Source organism: Plantibacter cousiniae (nom. nud.) (assembly GCF_977070315.1).
The window spans coordinates 137,231-162,193 of the sequence record NZ_CDRVEU010000008.1 but is presented as its reverse complement, the minus strand read 5'-3'; the positions used below and the strand labels follow the sequence as shown (position 1 = coordinate 162,193).

At 61.2% G+C, this 24,963-nt stretch carries 24 protein-coding genes and 1 pseudogene; 7 read left to right on the top strand and 18 right to left on the bottom strand.

The window, feature by feature from the left end; translation table 11 throughout:
• Positions 1 to 169: 169 nt before the first annotated feature.
• Positions 170 to 1,246 (top strand): 3-deoxy-7-phosphoheptulonate synthase, encoded by a 1,077-nt coding sequence (locus ACW55A_RS16595; RefSeq protein ID WP_003366814.1) that lies wholly within the window; start codon positions 170 to 172, stop codon positions 1,244 to 1,246.
• Between the two features lie 85 nt (positions 1,247 to 1,331).
• Here ACW55A_RS16595 and ACW55A_RS16590 read toward each other — a convergent pair whose 3' ends face one another.
• Positions 1,332 to 1,619: a GNAT family N-acetyltransferase gene (locus ACW55A_RS16590; RefSeq protein ID WP_003315710.1), complete on the bottom strand. Its 288-nt coding sequence runs from the start codon at positions 1,617 to 1,619 to the stop codon at positions 1,332 to 1,334.
• Positions 1,620 to 2,080: 461 nt separating this feature from the next.
• On the opposite strand from ACW55A_RS16590, the gene oprI reads away from it, so the two are divergent.
• On the top strand, positions 2,081 to 2,332 hold the full coding sequence (gene oprI, locus ACW55A_RS16585) for an outer membrane lipoprotei OprI (protein WP_002553018.1): 252 nt from the start codon (positions 2,081 to 2,083) through the stop codon (positions 2,330 to 2,332).
• Positions 2,333 to 2,517: 185 nt separating this feature from the next.
• Here oprI and ACW55A_RS16580 read toward each other — a convergent pair whose 3' ends face one another.
• The 3 genes from ACW55A_RS16580 to ACW55A_RS16570 all read right to left on the bottom strand — a co-directional run bounded on the left by ACW55A_RS16580 (position 2,518) and on the right by ACW55A_RS16570 (position 4,539).
• Entirely contained in the window at positions 2,518 to 3,483 is a 966-nt protein-coding gene (locus ACW55A_RS16580) for a L,D-transpeptidase family protein (protein ID WP_003433060.1), read from the bottom strand.
• Positions 3,484 to 3,595: 112 nt separating this feature from the next.
• Positions 3,596 to 3,877, bottom strand: coding sequence for a hypothetical protein (locus tag ACW55A_RS16575; protein WP_455807773.1), 282 nt, complete (start codon positions 3,875 to 3,877; stop codon positions 3,596 to 3,598).
• 56 nt (positions 3,878 to 3,933) lie between these two features.
• A complete protein-coding gene (locus tag ACW55A_RS16570; protein ID WP_003366808.1) occupies positions 3,934 to 4,539 on the bottom strand; it encodes an arylesterase in 606 nt (201 codons plus the stop codon).
• Between the two features lie 10 nt (positions 4,540 to 4,549).
• On the opposite strand from ACW55A_RS16570, the gene ACW55A_RS16565 reads away from it, so the two are divergent.
• Together ACW55A_RS16565 and ACW55A_RS16560 are read left to right on the top strand one after the other, a co-directional pair.
• Positions 4,550 to 5,233 carry an ABC transporter ATP-binding protein gene (locus ACW55A_RS16565; RefSeq protein WP_003366807.1) on the top strand — a complete coding sequence of 228 codons (684 nt, stop codon included), beginning with the start codon at positions 4,550 to 4,552 and terminating at the stop codon, positions 5,231 to 5,233.
• Positions 5,233 to 7,749, top strand: coding sequence for an ABC transporter permease (locus ACW55A_RS16560; RefSeq protein ID WP_455807774.1), 2,517 nt, complete (start codon positions 5,233 to 5,235; stop codon positions 7,747 to 7,749). The genes ACW55A_RS16565 and ACW55A_RS16560 overlap by 1 nt, the downstream gene beginning before the upstream one ends.
• Positions 7,750 to 7,986: 237 nt before the next feature.
• Here ACW55A_RS16560 and greB read toward each other — a convergent pair whose 3' ends face one another.
• From greB to ACW55A_RS16535, 5 genes are all read right to left on the bottom strand, one after another.
• A complete protein-coding gene (gene greB, locus ACW55A_RS16555; protein ID WP_003316622.1) occupies positions 7,987 to 8,460 on the bottom strand; it encodes a transcription elongation factor GreB in 474 nt (157 codons plus the stop codon).
• Between the two features lie 47 nt (positions 8,461 to 8,507).
• Positions 8,508 to 8,837, bottom strand: a complete 330-nt coding sequence (locus ACW55A_RS16550) for a hypothetical protein (RefSeq protein WP_003316621.1) — start codon at positions 8,835 to 8,837, stop codon at positions 8,508 to 8,510.
• Positions 8,838 to 8,941: 104 nt separating this feature from the next.
• Positions 8,942 to 9,250, bottom strand: a complete 309-nt coding sequence (locus ACW55A_RS16545) for a hypothetical protein (protein WP_003366800.1) — start codon at positions 9,248 to 9,250, stop codon at positions 8,942 to 8,944.
• Between the two features lie 244 nt (positions 9,251 to 9,494).
• Complete coding sequence (locus ACW55A_RS16540; protein ID WP_003366798.1) at positions 9,495 to 9,929, bottom strand: DoxX family protein; 435 nt, start codon at positions 9,927 to 9,929, stop codon at positions 9,495 to 9,497.
• 112 nt (positions 9,930 to 10,041) lie between these two features.
• Positions 10,042 to 11,436 carry an MltF family protein gene (locus tag ACW55A_RS16535; protein ID WP_498811051.1) on the bottom strand — a complete coding sequence of 465 codons (1,395 nt, stop codon included), beginning with the start codon at positions 11,434 to 11,436 and terminating at the stop codon, positions 10,042 to 10,044.
• A 276-nt stretch (positions 11,437 to 11,712) separates the two neighbouring features.
• Between ACW55A_RS16535 and ACW55A_RS16530 the strand changes: the two are divergent.
• The 3 genes and pseudogenes from ACW55A_RS16530 to ACW55A_RS16520 form a co-directional block, all read left to right on the top strand.
• Positions 11,713 to 12,483, top strand: a pseudogene (locus tag ACW55A_RS16530) (TatD family hydrolase); the annotation flags it as partial.
• A gap of 84 nt (positions 12,484 to 12,567) precedes the next feature.
• Entirely contained in the window at positions 12,568 to 14,043 is a 1,476-nt protein-coding gene (locus tag ACW55A_RS16525) for a methyl-accepting chemotaxis protein (RefSeq protein ID WP_455807776.1), read from the top strand.
• A gap of 107 nt (positions 14,044 to 14,150) precedes the next feature.
• The gene (locus tag ACW55A_RS16520; protein ID WP_003366791.1) at positions 14,151 to 14,393 is read left to right on the top strand and encodes a hypothetical protein; all 243 of its coding nucleotides are present in this window, start codon (positions 14,151 to 14,153) and stop codon (positions 14,391 to 14,393) included.
• Positions 14,394 to 14,405: 12 nt separating this feature from the next.
• Here the strand turns inward: ACW55A_RS16520 and ACW55A_RS16515 are convergent, their stop codons facing one another.
• The 9 genes from ACW55A_RS16515 to kdpC all read right to left on the bottom strand — a co-directional run bounded on the left by ACW55A_RS16515 (position 14,406) and on the right by kdpC (position 24,926).
• A complete protein-coding gene (locus tag ACW55A_RS16515; protein ID WP_455807777.1) occupies positions 14,406 to 15,203 on the bottom strand; it encodes an acyl-CoA thioesterase in 798 nt (265 codons plus the stop codon).
• Positions 15,204 to 15,322: 119 nt separating this feature from the next.
• On the bottom strand, positions 15,323 to 16,084 hold the full coding sequence (locus ACW55A_RS16510; protein WP_072364678.1) for a CHAD domain-containing protein: 762 nt from the start codon (positions 16,082 to 16,084) through the stop codon (positions 15,323 to 15,325).
• 24 nt (positions 16,085 to 16,108) lie between these two features.
• Positions 16,109 to 18,118, bottom strand: coding sequence for a transglutaminase TgpA family protein (locus ACW55A_RS16505; protein ID WP_498811050.1), 2,010 nt, complete (start codon positions 18,116 to 18,118; stop codon positions 16,109 to 16,111).
• Entirely contained in the window at positions 18,115 to 19,071 is a 957-nt protein-coding gene (locus ACW55A_RS16500) for a DUF58 domain-containing protein (protein WP_003433069.1), read from the bottom strand. The genes ACW55A_RS16505 and ACW55A_RS16500 overlap by 4 nt, the downstream gene beginning before the upstream one ends.
• Positions 19,068 to 19,985, bottom strand: a complete 918-nt coding sequence (locus ACW55A_RS16495) for an AAA family ATPase (RefSeq protein WP_003433070.1) — start codon at positions 19,983 to 19,985, stop codon at positions 19,068 to 19,070. Before ACW55A_RS16495 ends, ACW55A_RS16500 begins: the two co-directional genes overlap by 4 nt.
• A 574-nt stretch (positions 19,986 to 20,559) precedes the next feature.
• Positions 20,560 to 20,838, bottom strand: coding sequence for a lipoprotein (locus ACW55A_RS16490; RefSeq protein ID WP_003316607.1), 279 nt, complete (start codon positions 20,836 to 20,838; stop codon positions 20,560 to 20,562).
• A 95-nt stretch (positions 20,839 to 20,933) separates the two neighbouring features.
• Positions 20,934 to 21,626 (bottom strand): response regulator, encoded by a 693-nt coding sequence (locus tag ACW55A_RS16485; protein ID WP_455807779.1) that lies wholly within the window; start codon positions 21,624 to 21,626, stop codon positions 20,934 to 20,936.
• Positions 21,623 to 24,286, bottom strand: coding sequence for a DUF4118 domain-containing protein (locus tag ACW55A_RS16480; RefSeq protein WP_455807780.1), 2,664 nt, complete (start codon positions 24,284 to 24,286; stop codon positions 21,623 to 21,625). The genes ACW55A_RS16485 and ACW55A_RS16480 overlap by 4 nt, the downstream gene beginning before the upstream one ends.
• Before the next feature lie 67 nt (positions 24,287 to 24,353).
• Complete coding sequence (gene kdpC, locus ACW55A_RS16475; protein WP_032609430.1) at positions 24,354 to 24,926, bottom strand: potassium-transporting ATPase subunit KdpC; 573 nt, start codon at positions 24,924 to 24,926, stop codon at positions 24,354 to 24,356.
• Between the last annotated feature and the right edge of the window lie 37 nt (positions 24,927 to 24,963).

The window sequence follows — 24,963 nt, the reverse complement described above, 5'->3', positions numbered from 1 at the left end:
CAATAAGGCAGCGCATCTCGGCCAAAGACCTGGCCGATACCTCGTTTACTTATTGTCGAACAACGCGATAACGCGCTAAGGTTCGGCTCCCCGCTGCGCTCAAACCTGCTGGGCACCGCCGCACGGGGGACCGTTGGCGGCCAGTACCCGCGACCTGATGAGTAACACGATGGCTGATTTACCGATTGACGACCTCAACGTTGCCTCCAACGAGACTCTGATCACTCCGGATCAGCTCAAGCGCGACATCCCCCTGACCGATGCTGCCCTGCAGACCGTCAGCCAGGGTCGTGAAGTGATTCGCAACATTCTCGATGGCCATGATCACCGCCTGTTCATTGTGATCGGCCCGTGCTCGATCCACGACCTGAAGGCAGCCAAGGAGTACGCCGAGCGTCTCAAGGCGCTGGCGGCGGAAGTATCCGACACGCTGTATCTGGTGATGCGCGTCTACTTCGAGAAGCCACGCACCACGGTAGGCTGGAAAGGTCTGATCAACGACCCGTACCTGGATGACTCGTTCAAGATCCAGGACGGCCTGCACATCGGTCGCCAGCTACTGCTGGATCTGGCCGAAATGGGGCTGCCCACCGCCACCGAAGCCCTGGACCCGATCTCTCCGCAGTATCTGCAGGACCTGATCAGCTGGTCGGCCATCGGCGCGCGCACCACAGAATCCCAGACTCACCGTGAGATGGCTTCGGGCCTGTCCTCGGCAGTCGGCTTCAAAAACGGCACCGACGGCGGCCTGACGGTTGCCATCAACGCCTTGCAATCGGTGTCGAGCCCGCATCGTTTCCTGGGTATCAACCAGGAAGGGGGCGTGTCGATCGTGACCACCAAAGGCAATGCCTACGGTCATGTGGTGCTGCGCGGCGGCAACGGCAAGCCCAACTATGACTCGGTCAGCGTCGCGCTCTGCGAACAGGCCCTGAACAAGTCCGGCATTCGTCCGAACATCATGGTCGACTGCAGCCATGCCAACTCCAACAAGGACCCGGCCCTGCAACCGCTGGTGATGGAAAACGTCGCCAACCAGATCCTGGAAGGCAACGAATCGATCATTGGCCTGATGGTCGAGAGCCATTTGAACTGGGGATGCCAGGCGATTCCCAAGGACCTGTCGGAATTGCAGTACGGCGTGTCCATTACCGATGCCTGCATCGATTGGGAAAGCACCGAAAAGACCCTGCGCAGCATGCATGCGAAACTCAGGGATGTGCTGCCAGCTCGCAAGCGCAAGTGATTGCCTGGCCGACTGCACCGCTATAACGAAAACGCCGAGCAAATGCTCGGCGTTTTTTATGCTTGCTGTCGGTAGCTATAGGTCGTCAGAGCTTGGCCGCCTGCGACTGCAGATCATGCAACTCCATATAACGCTCTACATAAGAGCAGGACGGTATGACGGAATAGCCCATGCTGTCGGCATAATCGAGCGCCTCCTTGGTCAGCGCCGCGGCAATTCCGCGACCTCGCAAGGCGTCCGGCACAAAGGTCCGATAGAAATCCAGGGTCTGCTTGCCGAGATCCATGTAGGTCAGATAAGCACGGTGGCCGTCGATAATGATTTCGAAATGGTGGCCGACTTCGTCATGGTGGATGGACAACGCCTCGCTCATCGCTACTCCTCGCGGGTCTTGGAATTTGACCCCTACCTTACCGGTCTTTTTCAGGCGAAGGAACATCTACGCCACCCAGTGTCTGTTTTCGACACCGGTAGAGCACTGCCGATCTCGACGGACATCACATTGAGATAGTAGGCGCCATTAGCGACTATGCTCAAGCGCGGTCGATGTAAAAACACCTTTAAATGTTCGCGTGCCGACCGACAGTCGATCAGGCCAGGGCTGATGAGAACTGTCGGGAACGCTTCAGCACGGCATGGGTCCCGTTAAAGTGGATAGTTTTTGTACAGAACGCTTGAGAAGTAACGCGGAACGCTTTCAAAGCGAGGAATTTTAGCAGCTTCTTGCGCCGGGTCCGTTTACTTACTACAAACAATGGGTACTATGTACGCTGGTCGTTTTCTCATTTTCGAGAGATGACTAATTTGAAAAAAAATTCCTTGAAGGTGAACACGATGAACAACGTTCTGAAATTCTCTGCTCTGGCTCTGGCCGCAGTTCTGGCTACCGGTTGCAGCAGCGTATCCAAAGAAACCGAAGCTCGTCTGACAGCTACCGAAGACGCAGCAGCTCGTTCGCAAGCACGTGCCGACGAAGCCTACCGCAAGGCTGACGAAGCTCTGGCTGCTGCTCAAAAAGCTCAGCAAACTGCTGACGAAGCCAACGAGCGCGCTCTGCGCATGTTGGACAAAGCCAGCCGCAAGTAATAATCCCCCGGGGTTATTGAAAGCCGACCCGGCAACGGGTCGGCTTTTTTTTGCCTGTTGTCTGGCTGAGTGATTGCCTGCAGAAGCCTGAATGACTCCAGGGACAGGGCTAAGACCCGATGACTTTTCTTTTGACTATCATGCCAACGCTGAGCATTGGCACGAGAGCAACTGCCGGCGGCGATTTACTGAAAAATCACCGGTTCTTCAGCACTCGCAGGCGCTTTGCCCGGCTCTGCGATCTCCACCGGTATGCCGTCTTCGGCCGCGACTACATCACGCACCACGTCCCAGTTCATGCGCAGGTTATTGGCCAGGTCGTCACGCTTGAGTAGCGCATTGATCACCGCAGTGTGCTTGTCGACCACCGACGGGTTGCCCAGGTCATCAACCGGTGTGTGCGCTTCCAGGTAAACCTTGCCGCCGCTGATCCCGAACTTGTAAGGCTCGCTGATGATGCGCACCGTCGTACCGACCGGGGCCATGTCGGCCAGTTCCAGCACGTTATTGTTATACATGCGGAAACAACCATGACTGGTGCGCATGCCGATGCCGAACTTCTTGTTCGAGCCGTGGATCAGGTAGCCGGAAAGCCCGAGGCCGAATTTGAACGGCCCCAGCGGGTTGTCCGGACCGGCCGGCACCACGTCTGGCAGCGGATCACCATCGGCCGCATGCTCGGCCTTGATCGAGGCTGGCGGCGTCCAGGTCGGGTTCGGCGTCTTGGCCGTCACCTTGGTCACGCCGATCGGCGACCCCCAGCCTTCACGACCGACACCCAGCGGATAGGTGTGCACGACATTCTGACCCTTGGGGTAGTAATACATGCGGTATTCGGCAAGGTTGATGACAATCCCTTCGCGCGGCCCCGGCGGCAGAATGAAACGGGTCGGCAGCACGATGTCCTTGCCTGCACCCGGCAGCCAGGGATCGACACCAGGGTTGGCGGCGATCATTTCCAGGTAGCCCAGATCATATTGGGTGCCAAGGTCGGCGAAGGTGTCTTCGTATTTGGCCTTGATGACCTGCACCTGCCCCACGATGTCTTCGCCGGGCGGCGGCAACGGAAACTCCAGTGCATGGACAGAGCTCGCCGCGCACAGAGCAGCAAGCGACAGACAGCGGGTAACGGCTGGAATGCGCGACAACATCCGGGAAGATCCTTCGGGTAACGACTAAAGAGATGGAAACAAGAACTGAAGTGTACACCGGCCCTTGCCGGATCGGGGATATCTGCGGTTGCCCTTCGGGCAGTCATGACAGCTAGAGTTCAGGCCAGATCGGATTCATCCCTCTGCGCTGCGCATCCATGATGGCCTTGCACAGGGGACACAGACGCTCATCGCGCATGGCCTGCAGTTCGACGGCGCGCATTTGCGGATGGGCCGGCAACAACGTGCCACATAATGTACGGTCGATCGAGCCGCCCAGCTCCAATTGGCGAGCGATCAAATGGACGCGCACTTCCTGACAGGCGAACAGATCCAGCTGCTCATCGGGTTCAAGCATTTGATAGGCATACAGGGACCAGGCGGGACGCGGCATGGGGGGCTCCAGATCGGGGGCGCCACATTAGCCGAAAGCCCCCGCCCGGGAAAGCCTCAAAGCAGCGGTTTCAGGCTCGGCCAGACATTTTCCAGCAACTTGCCCTGAGCAGCGGCGGCCGGATGCAGACCATCGGCCTGCATCAGTTCAGGCACCCCGCCTACACCTTCGAGAAAGAACGGCACGAAGGGGACCTTTTTCTCCTTGGCCAGGTTGCTGTAAACCTCTTCAAAGGCCTTGGTGTAGCGTGGCCCGTAGTTGGGCGGGATACGCATGCCCAACAACAGCACTTTGGCACCCGCCGCCTGCGAGCGGTCGATCATCGATGAAAGGTTTTGTTGCAATTGAGCAGGCTGCTGACCGCGCAGGCCATCGTTGCCCCCCAACTCCAGAATAACCAGCTCCGGCTTATGCTCTGCAAGCAGCGCAGGCAAACGCGCCTGGCCGCCTGCACTGGTGTCGCCACTGATCGAGGCATTGACCACCTTGTCGTCGAATCCCTCCTTGCCCAGACGCTGTTCCAGCAGGCTGACCCACCCCACGCGGGTATCCAGCCCGAAAGCCGCACTGATACTATCCCCAACGATCAATACCGTGCCCGCCAACGCGCCCTGTGACAGCAGCAGTAACCCCAGGCCAGCACTTAAAAACAACGCACGCATCGGATTCTCCATGAGTGAAAGTATTCTCAGTGCCCAAAGCCTCAGCAAAGTAGTCCCCAGCACCGAAGGTGACCTGACCATCCTGCACGAACTCTCCCTGGAACTAAACAAGGGCGACACGCTGGCCATCGTCGGCGCCTCCGGTTCGGGCAAATCCACCCTGCTCGGTTTACTCGCCGGACTGGACCTGCCGAGCGCCGGTTCGGTCATCCTTTCAGGCCGCAATCTCAGCGAGCTGGATGAAGACCAGCGCGCCAGAGTGCGGGCCGAGCACGTCGGGTTCGTGTTTCAGTCGTTCCAGTTGCTCGACAGCCTGAACGCGCTGGAAAACGTCATGCTGCCGATGGAGCTCGAAGGCCGCAAAGACGCCCGCGAAAAAGCCCGCGATCTGCTGCAACGGGTGGGCCTTGGCCAGCGCCTGACCCATACCCCGCGTCAGTTGTCCGGTGGTGAACAGCAACGGGTCGCCATTGCCCGCGCCTTCGCTGCCGACCCCGACGTGCTGTTCGCCGACGAACCCACCGGCAACCTCGACAGCCACACCGGCGAGCGTATCAGCGACCTGCTCTTCGAACTGAACAAGGAGCGCAACACCACGCTGGTGCTGGTCACTCACGATGAGCGTCTGGCGCATCGCTGCCGTCGCCTGATCCGTCTTGAAGGGGGCCGACTGGTCGCCCCGCTGGAGCCTTGATGGCACGTTTGCCTTTTGCCCGCCTGCTGAGCCTCGCTGTCCGCCAACTGATGCGCGATGCCCGCGCCGGAGAGTTGCGGGTATTGTTCTTTGCCCTTCTGGTCGCTGTGGCGGCGAGCACCGCCATCGGTTATTTCGGCGCCCGTCTGAACGGCGCGATGTTGCTGCGGGCGACCGAGTTCCTGGGCGCAGATCTGATCCTTGAAGGCTCGAGCCCGGCGCGTGCCGAGCAGGTCGAAGAAGGCAAACGCCTGCAACTCAAGCATGCGCAGATCGTGGTCTTTTCCAGCGTGATCGCGACCGACTCGGGCATCCAGCTGTCAAGCATCAAGGCGGTGGACGACGCTTACCCATTGCGCGGCGAACTGAAAAGCGCCGCAGACCTGTACCAGCCGGAACAGGCTGGCAGCGGCCCGCAACCGGGTGAAGCCTGGGTCGAGGCACGCCTGCTTCCTGCGGTCGACCTGAAGGTGGGAGACGACCTCGACGTCGGCTCCAAAACCTTGAAACTGACCCGCATACTGACTTATGAGCCAGACCGGGCAGGCAACTTCTACAGCCTGACCCCGCGCGTGATGATCAACCTGCAGGACCTTGCCGCCACTGGCGTGGTGCAACCGGGCAGCCGGGTCACCTATCGGGAGATGTGGAGCGGCCCGCCGGAAGCACTGGCGGCCTATCGCAAAGCCATCGAGCCGGGTCTTGAGCCGCATCAGGAAATCAAGGACGCCCGCGATGGCAGCCAGCAGATTGGCGGCGCACTGGGCAAGGCCGAACGTTATTTGAATATGGCCAGTCTGGTTGCCGTCTTACTGGCGGGCGTTGCCGTGGCGCTGTCGGCATCCCGATTCGCCGCACGGCGCTTCGATGCCAGCGCCCTGCTACGCTGCCTGGGGCTGTCGCGCGGTGAGGCGATGACCCTGTTCAGTCTGCAACTGGCGATCATCGGCTTGCTGGCCAGCCTGAGTGGTGCCTTGCTGGGTTGGCTTGCACAACTCGGGCTGTTCGCGCTGCTGCAAAATCTGCTTCCGGCAACCGTTCCGCCAGGCGGCGTGCTGCCTGCGCTGGCCGGCATGGGCACCGGGCTGGTAGCACTGGCCGGTTTCGCCCTGCCGCCGCTGGCTGCACTGGGTCGCGTGCCGCCGCTGCGTGTTCTACGCCGCGACATGCTGCCGATCCCCGCCAGCTCCTGGCTCGTGTATGGCGCGGCGCTGCTTGCGCTGGGCCTGATCATGTGGCGTCTGAGCCTGGATCTGGTGCTGACCTTCGCCCTGCTGGGTGGCGGTATCGTCGCCGCGCTGCTGCTCGGCAGTCTGCTGTTACTGGCGCTCAACAGCCTGCGCCGTCTGCTGTCCGGCGCCTCGCTGCCCTGGCGACTGGGCTTGGGGCAACTGCTGCGTTACCCGCTGGCCGCTGCCGGACAATCACTGGCTTTCGGCCTGATCCTGTTGTCGATGGGCTTGATCGCCCTGCTGCGCGGTGAGCTGCTCGACACCTGGCAAAATCAGCTGCCCAAGGATGCACCGAACTATTTCGTGCTCAACGTACTGCCAGCCGATAAAGAAAACTTCGCCCAGACCCTGAGCAAGCTGTCCACTCACGCTGCGCCCCTTTACCCGGTGGTGCCAGGACGCCTGACCAGCATCAATGGTGAACAGGTCAGTAACTTCGTGACCAAGGATTCGCGCGGTGAAAATGCCACGCGTCGCGACCTGAGCCTGACCTGGGCCGCCGAGCTTCCCGAGGGCAATACCCTGACTGCCGGTAACTGGTGGAAGGCGTTGCCTGACTCCGGGCAACGTGATGCAACGCCCGGTGTCTCGATCGAGGCCAAACTGGCCGACAGCCTGAAAATCAAGCTGGGCGACCGCCTGAGTTTCATTGTCGGCGGACTGACCCGCGAAGCCGTGGTGACCAGCCTCAGGAATGTGAACTGGGATACCTTCCAGCCCAACTTCTTCATGATTTTCCAGCCCGGCACCCTCGCCGACTTGCCGACCACCTACCTGACCAGCTTCTACCTGCCACCCGGCCAGGACAAGCAGATCGTCGAGCTGTCGCGCGCCTACCCGTCCATCAGCATTCTGGGTGTAGAGGCTTTGCTGGCACAGGTACGCAGCATCCTCGATCAGGTCACCCTGGCCGTGCAGTTCGTCCTGCTGTTCGTGCTGGCCGCGGGTATCGCCGTGCTGTTTTCCGGATTGCAGGCCACGCTGGATGAACGCATCCGGCAAGGCGCACTGCTGCGGGCACTGGGCGCAGAGCGAGCACTGCTGATCAAGTCGCGACGCATCGAATTCGGTTTGCTGGGCGCCGCGAGCGGTGTATTGGCGGCACTCGGTTGTGAGCTGGTGAGCTTTGTACTGTACCGCTACGCCTTTTCGCTGGAATGGCAACCGCATCCGTGGCTATTGCTGCTCCCGGTGATCGGTGCCCTGCTGGTCGGCGGTGCCGGTGTATTCGGCACCCGCCGCGCATTGAACGTCAGTCCGCTGACCGTGCTACGCGAGGGTTGAGGCTACTCACCATCCAGTGGGAGCGAGCTTGCTCGCGAAGAGGCCGGTACAGCCTTCAGAAATAGGGCGTTTGGACCAACGTCTTCGTGAGCAATGCGGATCGCCGCCCCGGTCACTCGCACAGAGATCTGCACCCTGCCTGACGCTACGGTTTTAGCCTCACTCTCCGGGCTCATCAGGAGTTGTGTATAGCGATGAGCGCATGAGAATGCAGGTCCGGGCGCTCTGCGTCCGGCCTCACTTCTCGTAATCAATCGAGTTCACGAACCACAGCTTCTCGCCTTCGGGCGTATTGACCAGCACCTCGTCGCCGACTTCCTTCTTCAGCAAGGCGCGCGCCATGGGCGAGTCGATGGAGATGTAGTCGTTGCGCCCATAGATTTCGTCATAGCCGACAATGCGGAATTTCTTGAGATCGCCCGCTTCGTTTTCGATCTCGACCCAGGCACCGAAGAACACCCGCCCTTCCTGCTCCGGCGAATACTGCACGACACGCATGTCTTCGAGGCGCTTGCGCAGGTAGCGCACGCGTCGGTCGATCTCGCGCAGCAGCTTCTTGTTGTACTGGTAATCGGCGTTTTCGCTGCGATCCCCGAGCGATGCCGCCCAAGCGACCTTTTGCGTAATGTCAGGCCGGTGCTCTCGCCACAGGTAGTCGAGCTCTTTCTTCAGGGCTTCATGCCCGTCACGGGTGATGATCTTTGTACTCAAGCGGTTTCTCCGGCCCTGCGAAAATCAGTTCGACAGGCGACAAAGACTCAACGTCGCGCCACCTCGTGCTGGATGCAGCCGTCGTAATAGACCTTGGTCACCGCATCAGGCTTCAGCCGCGACTCACTGTCGTAGGTCTGTTCCGTGATGCGCAATGCCATGGGCCGCATCCATTGTTTGGCAAACTTGCGCGCCTGCAGCTTCTGCCGCGCCCCATAGCGGGTAACGCCTGACAACTTGGAGGCCTGCGCACCGCCCGCAATGGCCGAGCCCCAACGACACAGATAACGCTCGTTTTCCGTCGCGTTTCTGGCCTGTACGGAGAAAGCCAGCCCGGAAAGCGTCAGGCACGCCAGAGCACAATAGACCAAACGCATGCGAAAACCACCTAATCCTTTGATAAGGCGGCGATTTTGCCTGTCCGTTCACGCGTCGGGGGCCAGCAATATGCCTTCTATGCCAATTGGCTGACTCAGGCCATTCAACCCAGCGTAATCAAGCCCTGCCGGGCAATGCGGGTCAGGTCACTAATCACCTGCCCGACATCATCTGCCTGCGGCGATTGCACCACGGCGAGGTCGAATTGATCGTCGGCAAAATGGCTCAGAGACTGGTGGGTCTCGACGAACTGAATCAAAAACGCACAGGAACCGCCACGCCGACGGGGCCAGCCGTCGAGATAGCGCAACAGCGTGGGCTGATGGGAGCCGCTGAGAAGGATTTTCGGGTTCTTGCGTGACAAGACCGTGCTGATCGGGGAAAGACGAATGAGGGGGCGCAGGTTGTTCATGGTTGTTTCTCTGCCTCGCAAGATCCGCTGGGCAGCGGTGAGAGGCAACACCGAACCAACGTTTTAGCGGTATTTCGACAAGGCCTCAGCCTTGCCAGGCGCCCCGCAAGTAGTTGTTAAATCGGCGCTTGAGCACGCATCCTAGAGAAACGTCCCATTCATTGTCAATTGCCATTCATGGCGGGTGCCTGCAAACGCGCAAGGCCCGCCACAAGAGCGGGCCTTGCAGAGCAAGCGTAGCCGGTTATCGGGCGATGATACGGTCCAGCGACAACTTGCCTGCACCTTCGATGAGTACCGCCACGGCACCGCCGAGCAGTGCCAGCGCGTACTCGTAGCCGTTTTTGGCCATGAAGAAACCGTTGTGGATGTGAACGGTGAAGATCGCCACCAGCAACAGCAGGATCACCACGACCGCAGCCGGACGAGCCAGCAGCCCCAACAACAGACCCAGGCCGCCAAAGAATTCGGCGCTGCCTGACATCAGCGCCATCAGGTAACCCGGCGTCAAGCCCAGGCTTTCCATGTACTGCGCAGTGCCTTCCAGGCCATAACCGCCGAAGGCGCCGAACAATTTCTGGCTGCCGTGCGCGATGAACGCGATACCGACGATGACGCGCAGGACAGTCAGGCCGTAACCGGCGCGAGTGGTGAGGACCGACTTGATCAATGTGTTCATGGGCGACTTTCCGTGAGTGGGGAGTGATTAACAACGAGTGGCGTCATGATAATCAAATTCACTCATGTAAAAACCGCAAATAACGGCGCATACAAATCGAATAAATCGATCTTTAGCGTTTTAACGCAGGTTTCGTGCCGCTCTTTTCCAGCGAGTCACGCTCGCGGTCGAAAGCCAGGTAGTACTTGTTCACGCTGTTCACGAACGCAACGACATTGGCACCGCCCTGCTCCATTGCCACACGTTCGGTCTGGAAGAACCACTGGTTCGGGTTCAGCCCGCGACGCCGCGCTTCCTCGCGCATGCCCTGCACGCGCTCGGGCCCCAGGTTATAGGCGGCCATCACGAATGCCATGCGCTCGCGTTCGTTGACCCGGTTACTGGAGAAATACTTGCGCTGGATCAGCGCCATATAGCGCGAGCCGGCACGGATATTGTCGTCAGCGCTCTGGATACTCGGTACGCCAACGCTTTTTGCCGCCGACGGAGTGATCTGCAACAGCCCTGTCGCGCCGCCGCTGCCCTTGGCAGTCGGGTCGAGTCTGGACTCCTTGAACGCGAGGGCAGCCAGGTCCAGCCAGTCCATGCCCTGCGCATCGGCATGGCGCTGCAGCATCGGACGCAGTTGTTCCAGGCGCTGCAGGTTGTTGCGCACCAGCGGGTTGTTGACCTTGTAGGTGTTCTTGTACGCCTTGGCCAACACCTGATCCTGCTGGGCCGAGGGCTTATAGCCTTTGAGGAAATCATCGACACTGGCCCGCAGCTGGGTGGCATTGTCACGCACGAACCAGCTGATATCCCCGTGGGTCTGCAACGTAAGGCCGCGGTCGATGCGCAGTTTGGGCATGATCTTCGCCCAGCGCTCGGCAATCGGCTGCTCGACCAGCGTCATCGGGTAAATCCCGGCCTGGACCATTTCCAGCACATCCTCGACGGCCAGGCTGGGGTCGACCCATTCGATTTTTGCCAGGGGCAGCTTGCGCAGCTCCAGTTGTCGATTGACCTGATGCAGGGCTTCGTCGGCCGCACTGCCGGTGGGCAGGCTCAGGGTCTTTCCGGACAATTGCTCCACACGGCGCACACTGCGCTGACCACTAACGCCGACCAGCACCAGAGGCACGTCATGCACGATGGGTGCGCTGGCCTGAATACCCTTGGCGTCGCTGACATCGAGCAGTTCCCCCGGCGCGATCATGTCGCCTTCTCCGCGCTGCAAGGCGGTGAGCAACTGGTTCTTGGCCTTGGGGACGACCTTGATCGTGACCCTCTGCCCCGCTCGGGCATGGCTGTTGAGGTACTGCTCAAAGGCTTGCAGGCGATGGTATTCGATGCCGATTTCCTGGCCCTTGACGTCACCGGAGCTGTTACGGCTCTGATTGACCAGCACGCGTAGCACCTTGCTGCTGCGAATCGCCGGCAAATCGCGCACCTGCACAGTGTGTTGCACGACCTCGGGACCGGTCTGACGAGCAGAAACCTGCAAGGGCAGCAGCGGTAACAGGCACATCAAAGACACAAGCGCGGATCGGATCATTCACTTCCCCAGGGCAATGCCGGAAAAAATCAGGAAAAAGGAAATCTTGAGGTCACGCAGCAGCATCGAACAGCGAAGGAAATCGTTGAACCCACAGGTTCAATCGCTTGAATACCCAGCGTTTTCTTGTTGTGGCCAGAGCTCTGGTATGCTCGACAGCCTTCAGCTGGAGGTAGCACCATGCAACTCATCGACATCGGCGTCAATCTGACCAACGCAAGCTTCGCCTCGTAGCGACAGGCGGTACTCGACCGCGCCTATGCCGCAGGCGTCCAGCAACTGGTGGTGACCGGCACCAGTGTCGAAGGCAGCGAACAGGCCCTGCAGTTGTGTCACGAGCTGGATGAGAGCGCGCAACGCCTGTTCTGCACGGCGGGTATCCACCCGCATTCGGCGAGCGATTGGACCGGCGACACCGAGAAACAGTTGCATGCCCTGCTCAAGGAAAATCGCGTTCGCGCCGTGGGTGAATGCGGCCTGGATTACAATCGCGATTTCTCGCCTCGCCCTCAGCAGGAAAAGGTCCTCGAAGCGCATCTGGCCATGGCCGTGGAACTGCAATTACCGGTGTTCCTCCACGAACGCGACGCCAACCAGCGGCTGCTGGAAATTCTGCGCGACTACCGCGACCGCCTGCCCGCGGCAGTCGTGCACTGTTTCACCGGTGAGCGCGCCGCGCTGTTCAGTTACCTGGACCTTGATCTGCATATCGGCATCACCGGCTGGATCTGCGACGAGCGACGCGGCACCCACCTGCACGCACTGGTGGGCAACATCCCTCGCGGCCGGCTGATGCTGGAAAGCGATGCGCCCTACCTGCTGCCACGCAGCCTGCGTCCCAAGCCGAAAAACGGTCGCAACGAGCCGGCTTACCTGCCGGAAGTCTTGCGCGAAGTAGCCTTGCACCGGGGCGAAACGCAGGAAGACCTCGCACGCCACAGCACAGATTGCGCACGGCAGTTTTTTGCCTTGCCAGTGCTGAAAACAAACCCGGAGGATGAAAATCTGCAGCTTTCTTGACCCGCATCAAGAGTCTCTTCGTTGGCTGAGGCACAGTGATGGCATCTTGCTGCTATCTCAACCGATCACCGAAGAAGACCACTCATGGGCTCATGGCTTGGCAACCTGTCACTGAAATATAAGTTCTGGGCCGTCAACGCGGTCGCTTTCGTCACCACCCTGTTGCTGGTGCTGTACGCCATGCAAACTGAACAACACGCGCGCACGGATGCGTCGCGCCAGGCAGCACAAGCGCAGGCGCGGCTGCTGACCGACTGGCCCGTCGACACGGCCCTGCCCTCCAGTAATGTCTTGCTGACGTACCGACAGGGTCAGACACCCGTTTTGGATGGCCTTGCGCTGCCGGAACTGGCTGACGCCAGCGACTGGGTTGCGCTGAACAAGCCCGCTGGCGATCGATGGCTGAGCGGTGCGCAGATCATCACCCGGGGCGCCGAGCAACGGATTGCGCTACTGGCATTCACCCCGACCTTCATGCAAATCCTGCTGGATCGCTTCACGCACTACGCGATTGCGGTTTTCGTGCTGATGTTATTGATGCTCTGCGCTTCGCAACTGCTGATCCGCTTTCTGCTCAGCCAGCTCAACGCGCTCAAGGATGTGATGCTGCATGTGGAAAAAAGCGGCGACCTGGCGGCCCGTGTTCCCAATCGCAGTGACGATGAGGTCGGACAGATGGCCAAGGCCTTTAATGCCATGCAGGCCGGCTATCAGCGAGTGGTCAATACCGTTTCACAAACCGCTGGCCGTCTCGATCAGGGTGCCGCGCACCTGGCGGCGGGCATGAAGGAAGTGCGCCAGGGTATGCTCGGCCAGCAAAGCGAAACCGACCAGGTGGCCACGGCCATCAACGAGATGACCGCTACGGTTCATCACATTGCCCAGCACGCCACGGCTACCCGTGATCAGTCGCAGACCGCCGACGCGCTGGCGGGCAGTGGCAAAGTGGTGGTCGACCGCGTGCAGGTGTCCATCGCAGGGCTGTCCAGCGGCGTGCAGCAGACGGCGGAAATGATCCAGCGCATGGCCGAAGACAGCCAGAAGATCAACGGTGTGGTCAACGTGATCCACAGCATCGCCGAGCAGACCAACCTGCTCGCCCTCAACGCAGCCATCGAAGCCGCACGCGCCGGGGAAATGGGTCGGGGTTTTGCCGTGGTCGCCGACGAGGTACGCAATCTGGCCAAGCGGGTGCAAACCTCCACCGATGAAATCACCACGATGGTCTCGACCCTGCAAAGCGGCACCCGCGATGCGGTGGATTTCATGCAGGAAAGCTCGTACAAGGCCGACGAATGCGTGCAGCAGGCGCGGGAAGCCGGCGATGCACTGGCGGCGATTGCCGGTGCCGTGGCGCAGATGCGCGAAAGCAACACGCAGATCGCCGTCGCGGCCCAGCAACAAAGTCAGGTCGCCGAGGAGATGAACCGTGCGGTGGTGAGTATCCGCGATGTCACCGAACGCACGGTGATCCAGACGGTTGACTCGGCCAGCACCAGTGACGAACTGGCCACGCTGGCAGGCGAACTGAATGCCGCCATTGGCCAGCTCAAGCTGTAACAGGCTATCGCCACGATAGACAGGCTTGACTCGTCAGCCATCAGCGCGCGGGCCTATCCTTCAGGCATTGAACGACGCTTTACGCGTTACCTGAAGAGGACCGCATCATGAACAAGCCACTTTCCGATCTGCAGTTGAATCAATGGCGTGACAGCAACGACAGTCAAGAGCACTCGACCAGTCTGGCCCTGTACCTGATCGCCGTACCGCTGTTCATTCTGGCGGCCCTGCTGATCCTCAACGGTCTGTTTTCCGAAAGCCTTTCATCGGTTGCCATCGGCGTGATCGGCCTGGTGGCGGCGCTGGGTTTTCAGCGCCAGGACGCCGCTCGGGCCGCTCGCAAACCTTGATCCGGTTGCCGGTCAGCCAAACACGGTGACCGTCTGGCGACTGATCGCGATCAGCTCGCCGTCGGGGCTCCATAATGCCGCGGCGGTGTGACCATAGCCATCGCGGGCATGCTCGATGACTGCGCGATAGCTGCACCACTGCAGGGTATCCAGCGACGGCTGGGGCTGGACGAACTCAATGGTCCAGGTCAGTGAACTGCCGGGTGCCGGCTTGTCCAGGTGCGGCAACACCGCAGGCGGCCAGGTGTCCACCAGGGCCAGAATATGCGCTTCGCTCATGGGCGTGGCGTGCGCCTCATCGCGAAAGCGCACGTAGCCGCCTATCGCCGGCGATTGGGTGTTACTGAAAGGCATGCCGCCCAACGCCCAGCGGATGTCCATGAAACGCAGGTAATCAGGCATCACGCCGCTGGCGAACGGTAGCTCCGGGCATTGTTCGACCGGTTTGAGGACCGGCGCGGCCTCTGCGGCAAAGGTGATCATTGATTCTCGAGGGGCACCGAAGCTCCCTTGTATCAGGGTCATTACCTGACCATTCTGCACTGCGCGCCCCAGCACCTGACTGACTGCCTTGCCATGGCGCAGGATGTCGACCTCGAAAGCAATCGGCACCCCGGGCGCCGCCGGCCCGACAAAGGTGATCGCCAGCGAACGAACCGGCCGCCCTTCCGGCACCTGTGCACGCATCGCTTCGTAGGTCAGCGCAGCCATCAGCCCGCCAAAGCAGGCACGCCCCTGAGACCATTCGGCAGGGATCGTGACAGCGCGAGGATCACGACGCAGCGCATCGATCAGTTCAGAAAAGGTCATGTTCACTCCACACGTCAACACACAAGTGGATGGATGATAACCATCCTCTTAGTTATCGACAGGCCGCATAATGGCCATTTTTGCGGCCTGAATGACATGCCTCACGATAAATTACCGGATCAGAAACAGGCCTTGGCCAGGCGTTTGAGCGACGCTTCGGCCTTGCGTTCGGCACGTACTATGCCGATTTGCCAGCCCGGCACGCAGGGGGCCAGATCAGGTTGTTCCGCAGCCTGCGCCAGCCATTGCAGATGATCATGCCAGTCGCCCAGTTCGCCTTGTGCGGATTTGAGCCGGGCTTGCATGTTTTTCGGCTGATGACTGAGTTGCGGATAGGCTTCGGCAGCGTAGCGTACGCGCTTGATCAGCAAACGCAGGTCATGCCGATCGTGTCCCGGCTCAGCGATGGCAACACGCAGCTTGTGCCATTGCTTGTCCATGCGTTTTTCAATGGTCTTGCGCAGACCCCGCAACATGCCCTGGCGCTGTTGCAGACGCAGCATTTCCGGGAACCGGTCAATCAGCTTGAGCAGACGGGTCAGCTCGGACGAGCTGGCGACCTTGGGGCAGGCGGTTTCCAGGTAGCGGTTGCGTGTGAACGCGGCCTCGTTCAAACCCTGCTCTTCAAGAAACCCGGCGAGCACCTGCATGTCACGCAGCGGCGTGGTCAATTGGCCGACCGCCTTGGCCGCCTCTTCCAGCTCTGCCGCACTCGGGTTTTCCCGCAGGGGCCGCAATACGCTGCGCAGACGGCGCACCGTGGTACGTAAATCGTGCAGCGCTTCGCTGTCAGTCGAAACGGCAAGGCGTGCCTGACACGCGAGTAATTTGACATCCAGCGCCAGCACTTCGGCGACCAGATGATCCACCATTGAAGACATGCAATTCCCCTTCGACAAACTGATTCATGAATGCCTGTCCCTGACGGCTGACAACCTCCATGGCAAAACCCGACGCAACGTGCTCAGCGCCTGCCTCAAGCGGCTCGCCGAAGCCAGACGCCCAGCGTAGCGCTGCGCCTGAAATTCGCGGATGAAACCTTCAATGGCCTCGGCATGCTGCGGAAAGTAGAGTACCGCCCTGCGGCAGAATGCGTCAGCGCCTTCACCCGGCATACGACGCAGACCATGACGGGCGAGCAAGCGTTCAAATGCGTTGAACACGCGCAACTGCGAGTCGCTTTCGCGTTGCCAGGGTTTGAACAGCCATAACGCCACCACCCCCAGTGAAAACAGGGTTCCCAGAACAAAAACCGGCGCCTGGAAGCCTGAAAACCAGCGACCGAGAATTTGTAACTGCTGTTGTCCCTGATAGCCCAGTACCCAGCGCTGCCAGCCGTAATTGAGGTTATCCCAACTGAGGCGCAGGGCGTTGACCCAAGCCACGTTACGGTAGCGTAACGCTGAATAGGGAGAGTCCTGCAGGAACGCTTCGTCCGCCGCCAGCGCCTGCTCCAGACCTTGCTCGATACGTTGCGGCGCCACGGCGGCAGTCGGGTCGACGCTGCGCCAGCCCACGCCTGGCTGCCAGTATTCCACCCAGGCATGCGCATCGAACTGGCGAACAGTCAGGTACTGCCCGTCGGGGTTCAGCTCACCGCCCTGATACCCGGCCACCACCCGCGCGGGAATGCCTGCCGCGCGCAGGACAAAGGTCATGGCTCCGGCGTAGTGGGCGCAAAAACCCTGACGACTGGCAAACAGGAATTCATCGATGCTGTCATTGCCCAATGGCACCGGTTTGAGGGTGTAGTGAAACGGCTGATCGCTGAAGTAGCCGAGCAGCGCCGCGACCATAGCGTCTGGTGTGGTGTAGCGCCGGCGCAGTTCATCGGCCCATTGCCGCGCCTGATCATTGCCCTTGGCAGGCAGTTGCAGGTCCTGACGCTGGATCTGCTCGCTGGACAGCGGATCACGGACGCTTTGCGGCCATGAGTTGACGGCGTACAACAACGACTGCTCGATGGGGCGTCTGCGCTGCAGGCGGAAGTCGCTCATCTGCCGCACGTCCGGCAACGTGGTTTCTGCCACGTCGAGGCTCGGCAACCAGGGCCGGCCGCTGGCTTCCATGACAACGCTGTAGGCCAGCGGCTCACCGCGTTTTTCCCACTGCGCAATCTGCACGGTCTGGGCACGTGCCGACTGCGACCAGCGACGTCCATCGAACTGCTCAAGGGTCAAACCGCGCCAGTAAAGCTGATTGCGCGCCGGGATCGGCCCTTCAAAACTGGCGCGGAACACCAGTGCAGGCGATTTGCTCAGTTCCGCCATGTCGCCGGGTGCCATGTTGTCCGACAGGCCGGTGACGCCTTTGTTACTCGGCTGCGGCAGCGACCAGAGCGGGTCCAGGCGCGGAAAGAATAGAAACAGCAGGAGCATCAATGGCAGTGCCTGCGCCATCAGCTTCAACGCCAGCTTGAGCGTGTCCGCCGACCTGCCGGCCAGGTCTGTGTGTTGCAGGCCGATCAACGCAGCCAGCAGCGCGCTGACCGGCAGCAGACTGAAGAGCGCCCACAGCAGGTTGTCTTCGAACAGATAGCCAACCGCCACGCAGAAGAAACCGAGGAAAATCAGCACGCGCGCGTCACGGCGACTGTTCATTTCCAGCATTTTCAGAACGAATGCAGCCACCAGTAACGCAGCCCCGGCATCCAGCCCGACCAGGCTGCCGCGCGCCAGATAAACGCCACCTGCGGTGCCCACCAACAGCCCGGACTTGACCCAGGTGCCAGGCAAACGCACGCGCATCCGGAACGCCTGCACGCGCCACACCGTACAGCCGAGCCAGAGGATCGTGATTGACACCGGTACATGCAGCGCGAACGGCAACACCACCAGTGCCTGCGCCACCAAGAGCCAGGTCAGGCTGACACGCGGAATGGGCGCGGATTGAACTGTCTTGACCTTGTCGTTCATGATCGATGGCCGTACAGCGCAAGGGCGCGCAGACAGACTTCGCGGTGTGCATCGCCGCTGTCCACCGCCGACAAAAAGCCCGGTAACCGCAGGGCAAACGGCTGCTGCCGCTGCGACAGCTCCAGCACCCAGTAACACAGGCGCGACAGGCGCTCTTCGATATCGCCGCCCAGCGCCATGAAGTCCAGGCACAGGTCATGGCCACTGAGGTCGGTGAAATCCTTGATCAGCAGCCCCTGCCCGCGGGAATAGGCTTTCCAGTGCAGGCGACTGCGATTGTCACCCGGCTGGTAGCTGCGCAAGCCCTGATAATCATCGACACCGGCCCCCTGGGTGGCATGGCCATCGTCCTCGGCATGCGGCTGCACGCCCTTGAGCAGCGGCATGGTCCCGGACAAGGGTCGAGGGTAGATCAAGGCGCTCTGCTCCAGATCTAGCCAGCTCCAGGCGCGAAAGATACCCAGCGGAAACACACTCTCGATGCGCAGCCTTGGCGCACGCAGCCAGCCGCGCTTTTCGGCGGGCAGAGTCAGTTCCAGGTCGGTCAGCCCACGGGGCTGCACGTCGCCGGACTGCAATGCTGTCGCACTCCAGCCCAATCCCAATGCCTGGTGGGCCTGCCCGGCACTTTCCAGGCGCAGGCGCAATTGCACCGGCTCGCCGACGAATACCGAACGCGCCACGCCCGCACTCAGAACCAGACCGCTGATGTTGCGGTAGGTGTGCAGGATGGCCAGCACGCCTATCGACAGCAATAGAAAGGTCAATCCGTAGGCCAGGCTGTTCTGATAATTGATCGCCACCAGCAGCATAAGCACCAGCACTAGCGCGTAAATCATGCCGGTGCGTGTCGGCATGATGAAAATACGCCGGTGGTCGAGGGTAATGCGTGACGCTGGAGGAATTCGCCTCGACAGCCAGCGTTGCCAGAGCGGTTTGAGCGGTTCGATCAAAGCACGGGCACCTCGCGCAACAGCCATTGCACCAGCGCACCGCCGCCATGCCCGGTCGGATCGCTGCGTTCACGCAAACGGTGTCCGATAACCGATGGCAGCACCGCCTGCACGTCTTCGGGAATCACGTACTCCCGCCCCAGCAACATCGCCCAGGCCCGTGCTGCGGCCAGAATCGCCAGGCTCGCCCTGGGTGAAAGTCCGTAAGCGAACTGCGGCTGACTGCGCGTCGCCTCGACCAGTCGCAGGACATAATCAACCAGTGCGTCACTGGCACGCACCTGCCGCGCCTGCGCCTGGAGCTGGCCAAGCAGGGCGTGATCCAGAATCGGTTGCAGACGCGGCAACAGCTCGCGGCGCGACTCGCCCAGCAGCAGGGCTTTCTCTGCGGCTCTGGCCGGGTAGCCCATGGAAATGCGCATCATGAACCTGTCCAGTTGCGACTCGGGCAACGCAAAAGTGCCGCCGGAACTGAACGGGTTCTGGGTCGCGATCACAAAGAACGGATCGGGCAACAGACGCGTAGCGCCTTCGATGGACACCTGCCCTTCTTCCATCGCTTCCAGCAACGCGCTCTGGCTCTTGGGCGTGGCGCGGTTGATCTCGTCGGCAAGCACCAACTCGGCGAAAATCGGACCAGGATGAAAGGTGAACTGCCCACTGTCCCGATCAAATATCGAAGTCCCCAGGATGTCACCTGGCAGCAGGTCAGAAGTGAACTGAATACGCTGATAACTCAGGCCGAGAATTTTCGCCAGCGCATGACTGAGAGTGGTCTTGCCCATCCCCGGCAAGTCCTCGATCAACAAATGCCCGCCGCCGACCAGACACGTCATCGCCAACCGTACCTGCGCCTCCTTGCCCAGCACCACCTCATTGATCGCGCTCAGGCACGCATCGAGTTTTCTACCCATCGAAAGCCCCTTCCGGCAACTGCTTCATGACTGTGGGACTGCAAGCGATGCCAGTGTCCGAACACTTTAAAGTGAGCGTAGGCCGTTTCGCCAGAGTTGGTTAGGCCTACCGTCTCGCCAGACCGAAAGATTTGTGACGCAGAACGTCACGAACGGCATTCCCACGCGGAGCGTGAGGAACGATAGCCATCAGCTCCCGGGCCGTGCCTTTAGCCAAATTGCTTAAAATGCTTTTCGAGCGCGATGGCACAGACGACGCAGAGTGCGACGTCAGTGACAGGGCAAAGGAACCCGACGAAGTCGGGCCGGAAACGGAGCTTGGGGGTTTGCTTACTTTGGCCCCTCAAAGTGAGTAGCCGAGGGGCGAAAAGGTGACTTGAGCCAGATGGAGAAATCACTGAAACCACAGAACAGCTGCGTGACGCAGAGCGTCACGAACCGCATGCCAACGCATTGGCACGATAGTCATTTTCCGGACGCCCCATTTTCAGGGGCTTTACTGGCCTCTTCGCGAGCAAGCTCGCTCCCACGGCCTTCGGCCAGAATCAAGAGCAGACCTGTGTATCGTCAGGTATCAACGGCCAGCGCGGGACTCGCGGATGTAGAAGCGGGCTTTCTCGGACTTCTCGGTGCAGCCTTCAAACGCCTCGAACTGCTGCTGAGTCTTGGCACCCGTCAGCAGCGACAAGGCCTTGGAGTAACTGACCGTTCCGGCGAAGCCTTCAGCCTTGGCCAGATCAAGCTCATGCCAGGCAGCGTCGAGCTGAGTAGCACAGCTGTCGCGATATCCAGTCTTGCCAGCACAACCTGCAAGAACCAAAACAAGCAATGGCAGACAGATAAGGGCTTTCATGCGGGTGTTACCTCAGAGTGAACAGGGAGTGTGCGGCTTTGACGGTGCGGGGCAGTAAAAGTGCCGCAGCACGGGGCTATGCTCGCTTTTTTCATCTAGTGATCAGCCAGCAGACGATACCCTATTCCAGGCTCGGTGAGGATGAACCGCGGAGCGGTCGGATCGTCCGCCAGCTTCTGCCGCAAATGCCCCACCACGATACGCAGATAATGACTGTCTTCGGTGTGCGTGGCCCCCCAGATATCCTTGAGCAACTGCTGCTGGGTAATGACCCGCCCGGGATGCCGCGCCAACTGCGCCAGCACCGCGTATTCCTTGCGGGTCAGCGCCACTTCCTGGCCGTCGAGCAGCACACGCCGATAGGCCAGGTCCACGGTAAGCGGCCCGAACTCAAGCGCAGACTCGGGCTTTTCGCTGCCCGACGCCTGCCTGAGCAGCGCCCTGATTCGGGCCAGAAACTCCTGAATGCCAAACGGCTTGGTCACGTAATCGTTGGCGCCGGCGTCCAGCGCCTGAACTTTCTGAGCCTCGCTGGCACGCACCGAGAGCACCAGCACCGGCACTCCCGACCACTCGCGAAACTCACTCAGCACATGCTGGCCGTCCATATCCGGCAACCCAAGGTCGAGCACCAGCAAATCCGGTTTGTTCAGGGCAGCTTGAGTCAGGCCCTCAGCGCCAGTGGCGGCTTCCAGCACCTTGTAGCCCTGCGAAACCAGACTGATGCGCAGGAACTTGCGAATCTGCGGCTCATCATCGATGACCAGAATGGTGGTCGCCTGGCTCAAGCGGATTCCTCCAGTTCTACGTCCGGCTGCGCCTGCAGCGGCAGAAACAGCGTGATGCGCGTGCCCAGCCCGTCAATGCCGTCCTCGACCGTGAGCCGTCCACCGTGTGCGCCGATCATGCCCTGACAGATCGCCAGGCCCAACCCTGTGCCCTGCCCGCCCCGATCGCCGCGCGCGCCGGTGTAGAACATGTCGAAAATCTTCGCTCGCTCATCCTCGGGAATGCCCGGGCCTTCGTCACTGACCGAGAAAAACAGTTCACTGTCGACCACACCGGCTGCTACCTGCAAGCGCCCGTCGACGGGTGAAAAGCGCGCAGCGTTCTCAAGCACATTGACCAGCGCCTGCTCGATCAGCGCCGCGTGCACATACAGCAGCGGCAGCTCGCCGGTCACCTGGGTGCTGACCTGCAAGGGCGCCAGTACGGCACGCAGCCGGTTGAGCGCGCTGCCGACGATATCGGCGGGCGACACCCAGTCGCGGGCGAGCTTGAGAGCGCCATGCCCCAGACGCGTCATGTCGAGCAGGTTCTGGATATAGCGGTCCAGGCGCTCGGCTTCGTCACGGGTACCCTCCAGCAGCTCGCGGCGATCCTCCAGTGGAATGGCTTCGCCCAGAGCCAGCAGGCTGTCGATGCTGCCGCGCATCGAGGTCAGCGGGGTACGCAGGTCGTGGGACACCGAAGCCAGCAAGGCGCTGCGCAATTGCTCGGTTTCGCCGTGCAGACGCGCCGCCTCGAGTTCCTGAGCCAATTGCGCACGGGCCAGTGCCTGCGCCAGTGGCTGGGTAAGCGCGGCCAGCAGACGTCGATGCTGCGCGGTAAACGACTGGCCTTCTCGCGCGCAGACTCCCAATAGAGCCAACGGCCCTTCTTCTGCGGTGATCGGCCACCACCACCAGCGCCCGGATGGCAAGGTGCCGGTGCCGCTGCCCGCGGGTTGATCGTGCTGCCAGGCCCAATCGGCAGCAGCGCGCTCGGGCTCCGAAAACGTCAGTGGCCCACCGGTTTCGACCACCCAACCGCCCTGCCCGTCGCGATCGACCAGGCACAGATGCAGTTCCTTCCAGCCGGAAAAATGCTGTTCGGCGGCGGCGAGCACCGCCTTGCGATCCGTGGCGGCGGTCATCTTGCGCGACAGGTCGAGCAGCTCGCTGGTCTGTTCCTGGGTATCGCGCAACGCCTGCAACTGCCTGCGCTGGCGCGCCGCGAGCTTGCCGGTCAAGGCCGACATCAACAGGAAGAACAACAGCGTCAGCACGTCTTCTTCGCGCTGGATGTTCAGGGAAAAACTCGGCGGAATGAACAGAAAGTCATAGGCCAGGAACGATAACCCGGCACAGGCGAGCGCTGGGCCCATGCTGCTGCGCACGGCGACCAGCAATACCGCAGCAAGAAAGATCAGGGATATGTTGGGCAGCGCCAGCACGCCTGCAACGCCCCAGGCGACCAGACTGGCGATCAGCGTGGCGACGAAGGCCAGACCGTAATCGAACCACACCACTTCGTGAGCCGGACGGGCACGCGGCGGCTGATCAGGCAGTTCCTCGCTGTCGTCGAGCACCGAGATTTCCAGCCCGTGCCCTTCGCGCAATAAGCGTGCCGCGACGCCGCCACCAAACACGCGACGCCGCCAATGCCGTCGCGACTGGCCGACCAGCACCACGCTGGCGCGCCGTTCGATGGCATGCTGCACCAGCGTTCGGGCGACCTCCCCGGCGCGCAGGGAAACCGCCTCGCCACCGAGCCGCTCGGCCAGTTGTTGGGCGCTTTGCAGACGCGCGCGAGACTGCTCGTCGAGGGTTTGCCCGTCGTCCACATGCACGGCGCTCCACGGCAGATGGCGACGCTGGGCAACCCGACTGGCGTGACGCACCAGACGCTCTGCATGGATATCACCGTCGATGCCCACCAGCATCCGCCCACGAACTGCCGGGGCCGACTGGCCCAATTGCCGGTAGCCCTGCGCCAGATCGTTATCGACCTGGGCAGCCGCCGTCTGCATGGCCATTTCACGCAGTGCAGTGAGGTTGGTCTGGGTGAAGAATGCGTCGATGGCCGCGCGTGCCTGCTCAGGCACGTAGACCTTGCCGTCGCGCAGGCGCTCCAGCAGTTCGCGGGGCGGCAGGTCGATCAGCACCAGATCAAAGGCTTCCTGCAACACCCAGTCCGGCAGCGTTTCGCGCACCTGCACGCCGGTGATGCCGCGCACCTGGTCATTCAGGCTTTCCAGGTGCTGGACGTTGACGGTGGTGTACACATCGATGCCGGCCGCCAGCAATTCCTGAATATCCTGCCAGCGTTTCGCGTGGCGACTGCCGGGCGCGTTGGTGTGCGCCAGTTCGTCGACCAGTACCAGGCTCGGCGCAGCCTTGAGCAGCGCGTCGAGGTCCATTTCTTCGAGGGTCATGCCGCGATACTCAGTGCGCAGCAAGGGCTGTTGCGGCAGACCGTTGAGCAGCGCCTCGGTTTCTGCGCGGCCGTGGGTTTCGACCACACCCGCCAGCACCTTCACGCCTTGGCGCAGCTGCGCGTGAGCCGCCTGGAGCATGGCGTAGGTCTTGCCGACGCCTGGCGCGGCACCCAGAAACACCTTCAGCCGCCCGCGCCCCTCGCGGGGCAACTGGGCCAGCAGTGCGTCAGCTCGACCGGAATCACTCACGTTGGTTACCACCCTCTTTCTGATCAGCTACAGCTTAGTGAATCTGCTGCGTACAAGGCGTACTTTGTTACAACTGCGCGTTGCGCGGTGCAGACGGTAACTGATTCAGGCTCATATTCAAGGCCAATACGTTGACCACGGGTGGGCCGATCAGCGGACGCTGAGTATTGGCGTCGATCAGCGCCTGAACCTTGTCCAACGGCAACTGGCGCGCCGCTGCAACACGACCGGCCTGCCAGGCAACCGCTTCAGGCGAGAGGTGCGGGTCCAGTCCGCTGCCGGAGGTGGTCAGCAAGGCCATTGGTATCGGTTCCTGAGAAGCGTTGGCCAGTTTCGCAGCGTCCTCTTTCACGCGAGTCGCCAGCGCCGGATTGCTCGGGGCAAAGTTACTCGCGCCGCTGGCCACGGTCGCGAATGCGCCCGCCGAAGGACGCGACTGGAACCACTCATCGCCGGTGAACGACTGGGCGATCAGCGTCGAGCCGCGCACCTTGCCCGACGCGTCATACACCAGGCTGCCGTTGGCCTGCGCCGGAAACGCCACTTGCGCAACCCCGGTGACCACCAGTGGATAGGCCACGCCGGTGATCAGGCTCATCAACACGATCAGGCTCAAGGCCGGACGCAATACATTGGACATCTGCACATCCTCAATCAGGTGAGGCTGCACGCCGACC

Excerpts from the sequence above, each read along its gene's own strand:
- ACW55A_RS16570 (WP_003366808.1), bottom strand. The coding sequence starts at position 4,539 with ATGCGTGCGTTGTTTTTAAGTGCTGGCCTGGGGTTACTGCTGCTGTCA.
- ACW55A_RS16535 (WP_498811051.1), bottom strand. The coding sequence starts at position 11,436 with ATGTGCCTGTTACCGCTGCTGCCCTTGCAGGTTTCTGCTCGTCAGACC.
- ACW55A_RS16545 (WP_003366800.1), bottom strand. The coding sequence starts at position 9,250 with ATGAACAACCTGCGCCCCCTCATTCGTCTTTCCCCGATCAGCACGGTC.
- ACW55A_RS16520 (WP_003366791.1), top strand. The coding sequence starts at position 14,151 with ATGAACAAGCCACTTTCCGATCTGCAGTTGAATCAATGGCGTGACAGC.
- ACW55A_RS16515 (WP_455807777.1), bottom strand. The coding sequence starts at position 15,203 with ATGACCTTTTCTGAACTGATCGATGCGCTGCGTCGTGATCCTCGCGCT.
- ACW55A_RS16505 (WP_498811050.1), bottom strand. The coding sequence starts at position 18,118 with ATGAACGACAAGGTCAAGACAGTTCAATCCGCGCCCATTCCGCGTGTC.
- kdpC (WP_032609430.1), bottom strand. The coding sequence starts at position 24,926 with ATGTCCAATGTATTGCGTCCGGCCTTGAGCCTGATCGTGTTGATGAGC.
- ACW55A_RS16580 (WP_003433060.1), bottom strand. The coding sequence starts at position 3,483 with ATGTTGTCGCGCATTCCAGCCGTTACCCGCTGTCTGTCGCTTGCTGCT.
- ACW55A_RS16590 (WP_003315710.1), bottom strand. The coding sequence starts at position 1,619 with ATGAGCGAGGCGTTGTCCATCCACCATGACGAAGTCGGCCACCATTTC.
- ACW55A_RS16595 (WP_003366814.1), top strand. The coding sequence starts at position 170 with ATGGCTGATTTACCGATTGACGACCTCAACGTTGCCTCCAACGAGACT.
- ACW55A_RS16510 (WP_072364678.1), bottom strand. The coding sequence starts at position 16,084 with ATGTCTTCAATGGTGGATCATCTGGTCGCCGAAGTGCTGGCGCTGGAT.
- ACW55A_RS16575 (WP_455807773.1), bottom strand. The coding sequence starts at position 3,877 with ATGCCGCGTCCCGCCTGGTCCCTGTATGCCTATCAAATGCTTGAACCC.
- ACW55A_RS16525 (WP_455807776.1), top strand. The coding sequence starts at position 12,568 with ATGGGCTCATGGCTTGGCAACCTGTCACTGAAATATAAGTTCTGGGCC.
- ACW55A_RS16560 (WP_455807774.1), top strand. The coding sequence starts at position 5,233 with ATGGCACGTTTGCCTTTTGCCCGCCTGCTGAGCCTCGCTGTCCGCCAA.
- ACW55A_RS16540 (WP_003366798.1), bottom strand. The coding sequence starts at position 9,929 with ATGAACACATTGATCAAGTCGGTCCTCACCACTCGCGCCGGTTACGGC.
- ACW55A_RS16550 (WP_003316621.1), bottom strand. The coding sequence starts at position 8,837 with ATGCGTTTGGTCTATTGTGCTCTGGCGTGCCTGACGCTTTCCGGGCTG.
- oprI (WP_002553018.1), top strand. The coding sequence starts at position 2,081 with ATGAACAACGTTCTGAAATTCTCTGCTCTGGCTCTGGCCGCAGTTCTG.
- ACW55A_RS16495 (WP_003433070.1), bottom strand. The coding sequence starts at position 19,985 with ATGGGTAGAAAACTCGATGCGTGCCTGAGCGCGATCAATGAGGTGGTG.
- ACW55A_RS16565 (WP_003366807.1), top strand. The coding sequence starts at position 4,550 with ATGAGTGAAAGTATTCTCAGTGCCCAAAGCCTCAGCAAAGTAGTCCCC.
- ACW55A_RS16490 (WP_003316607.1), bottom strand. The coding sequence starts at position 20,838 with ATGAAAGCCCTTATCTGTCTGCCATTGCTTGTTTTGGTTCTTGCAGGT.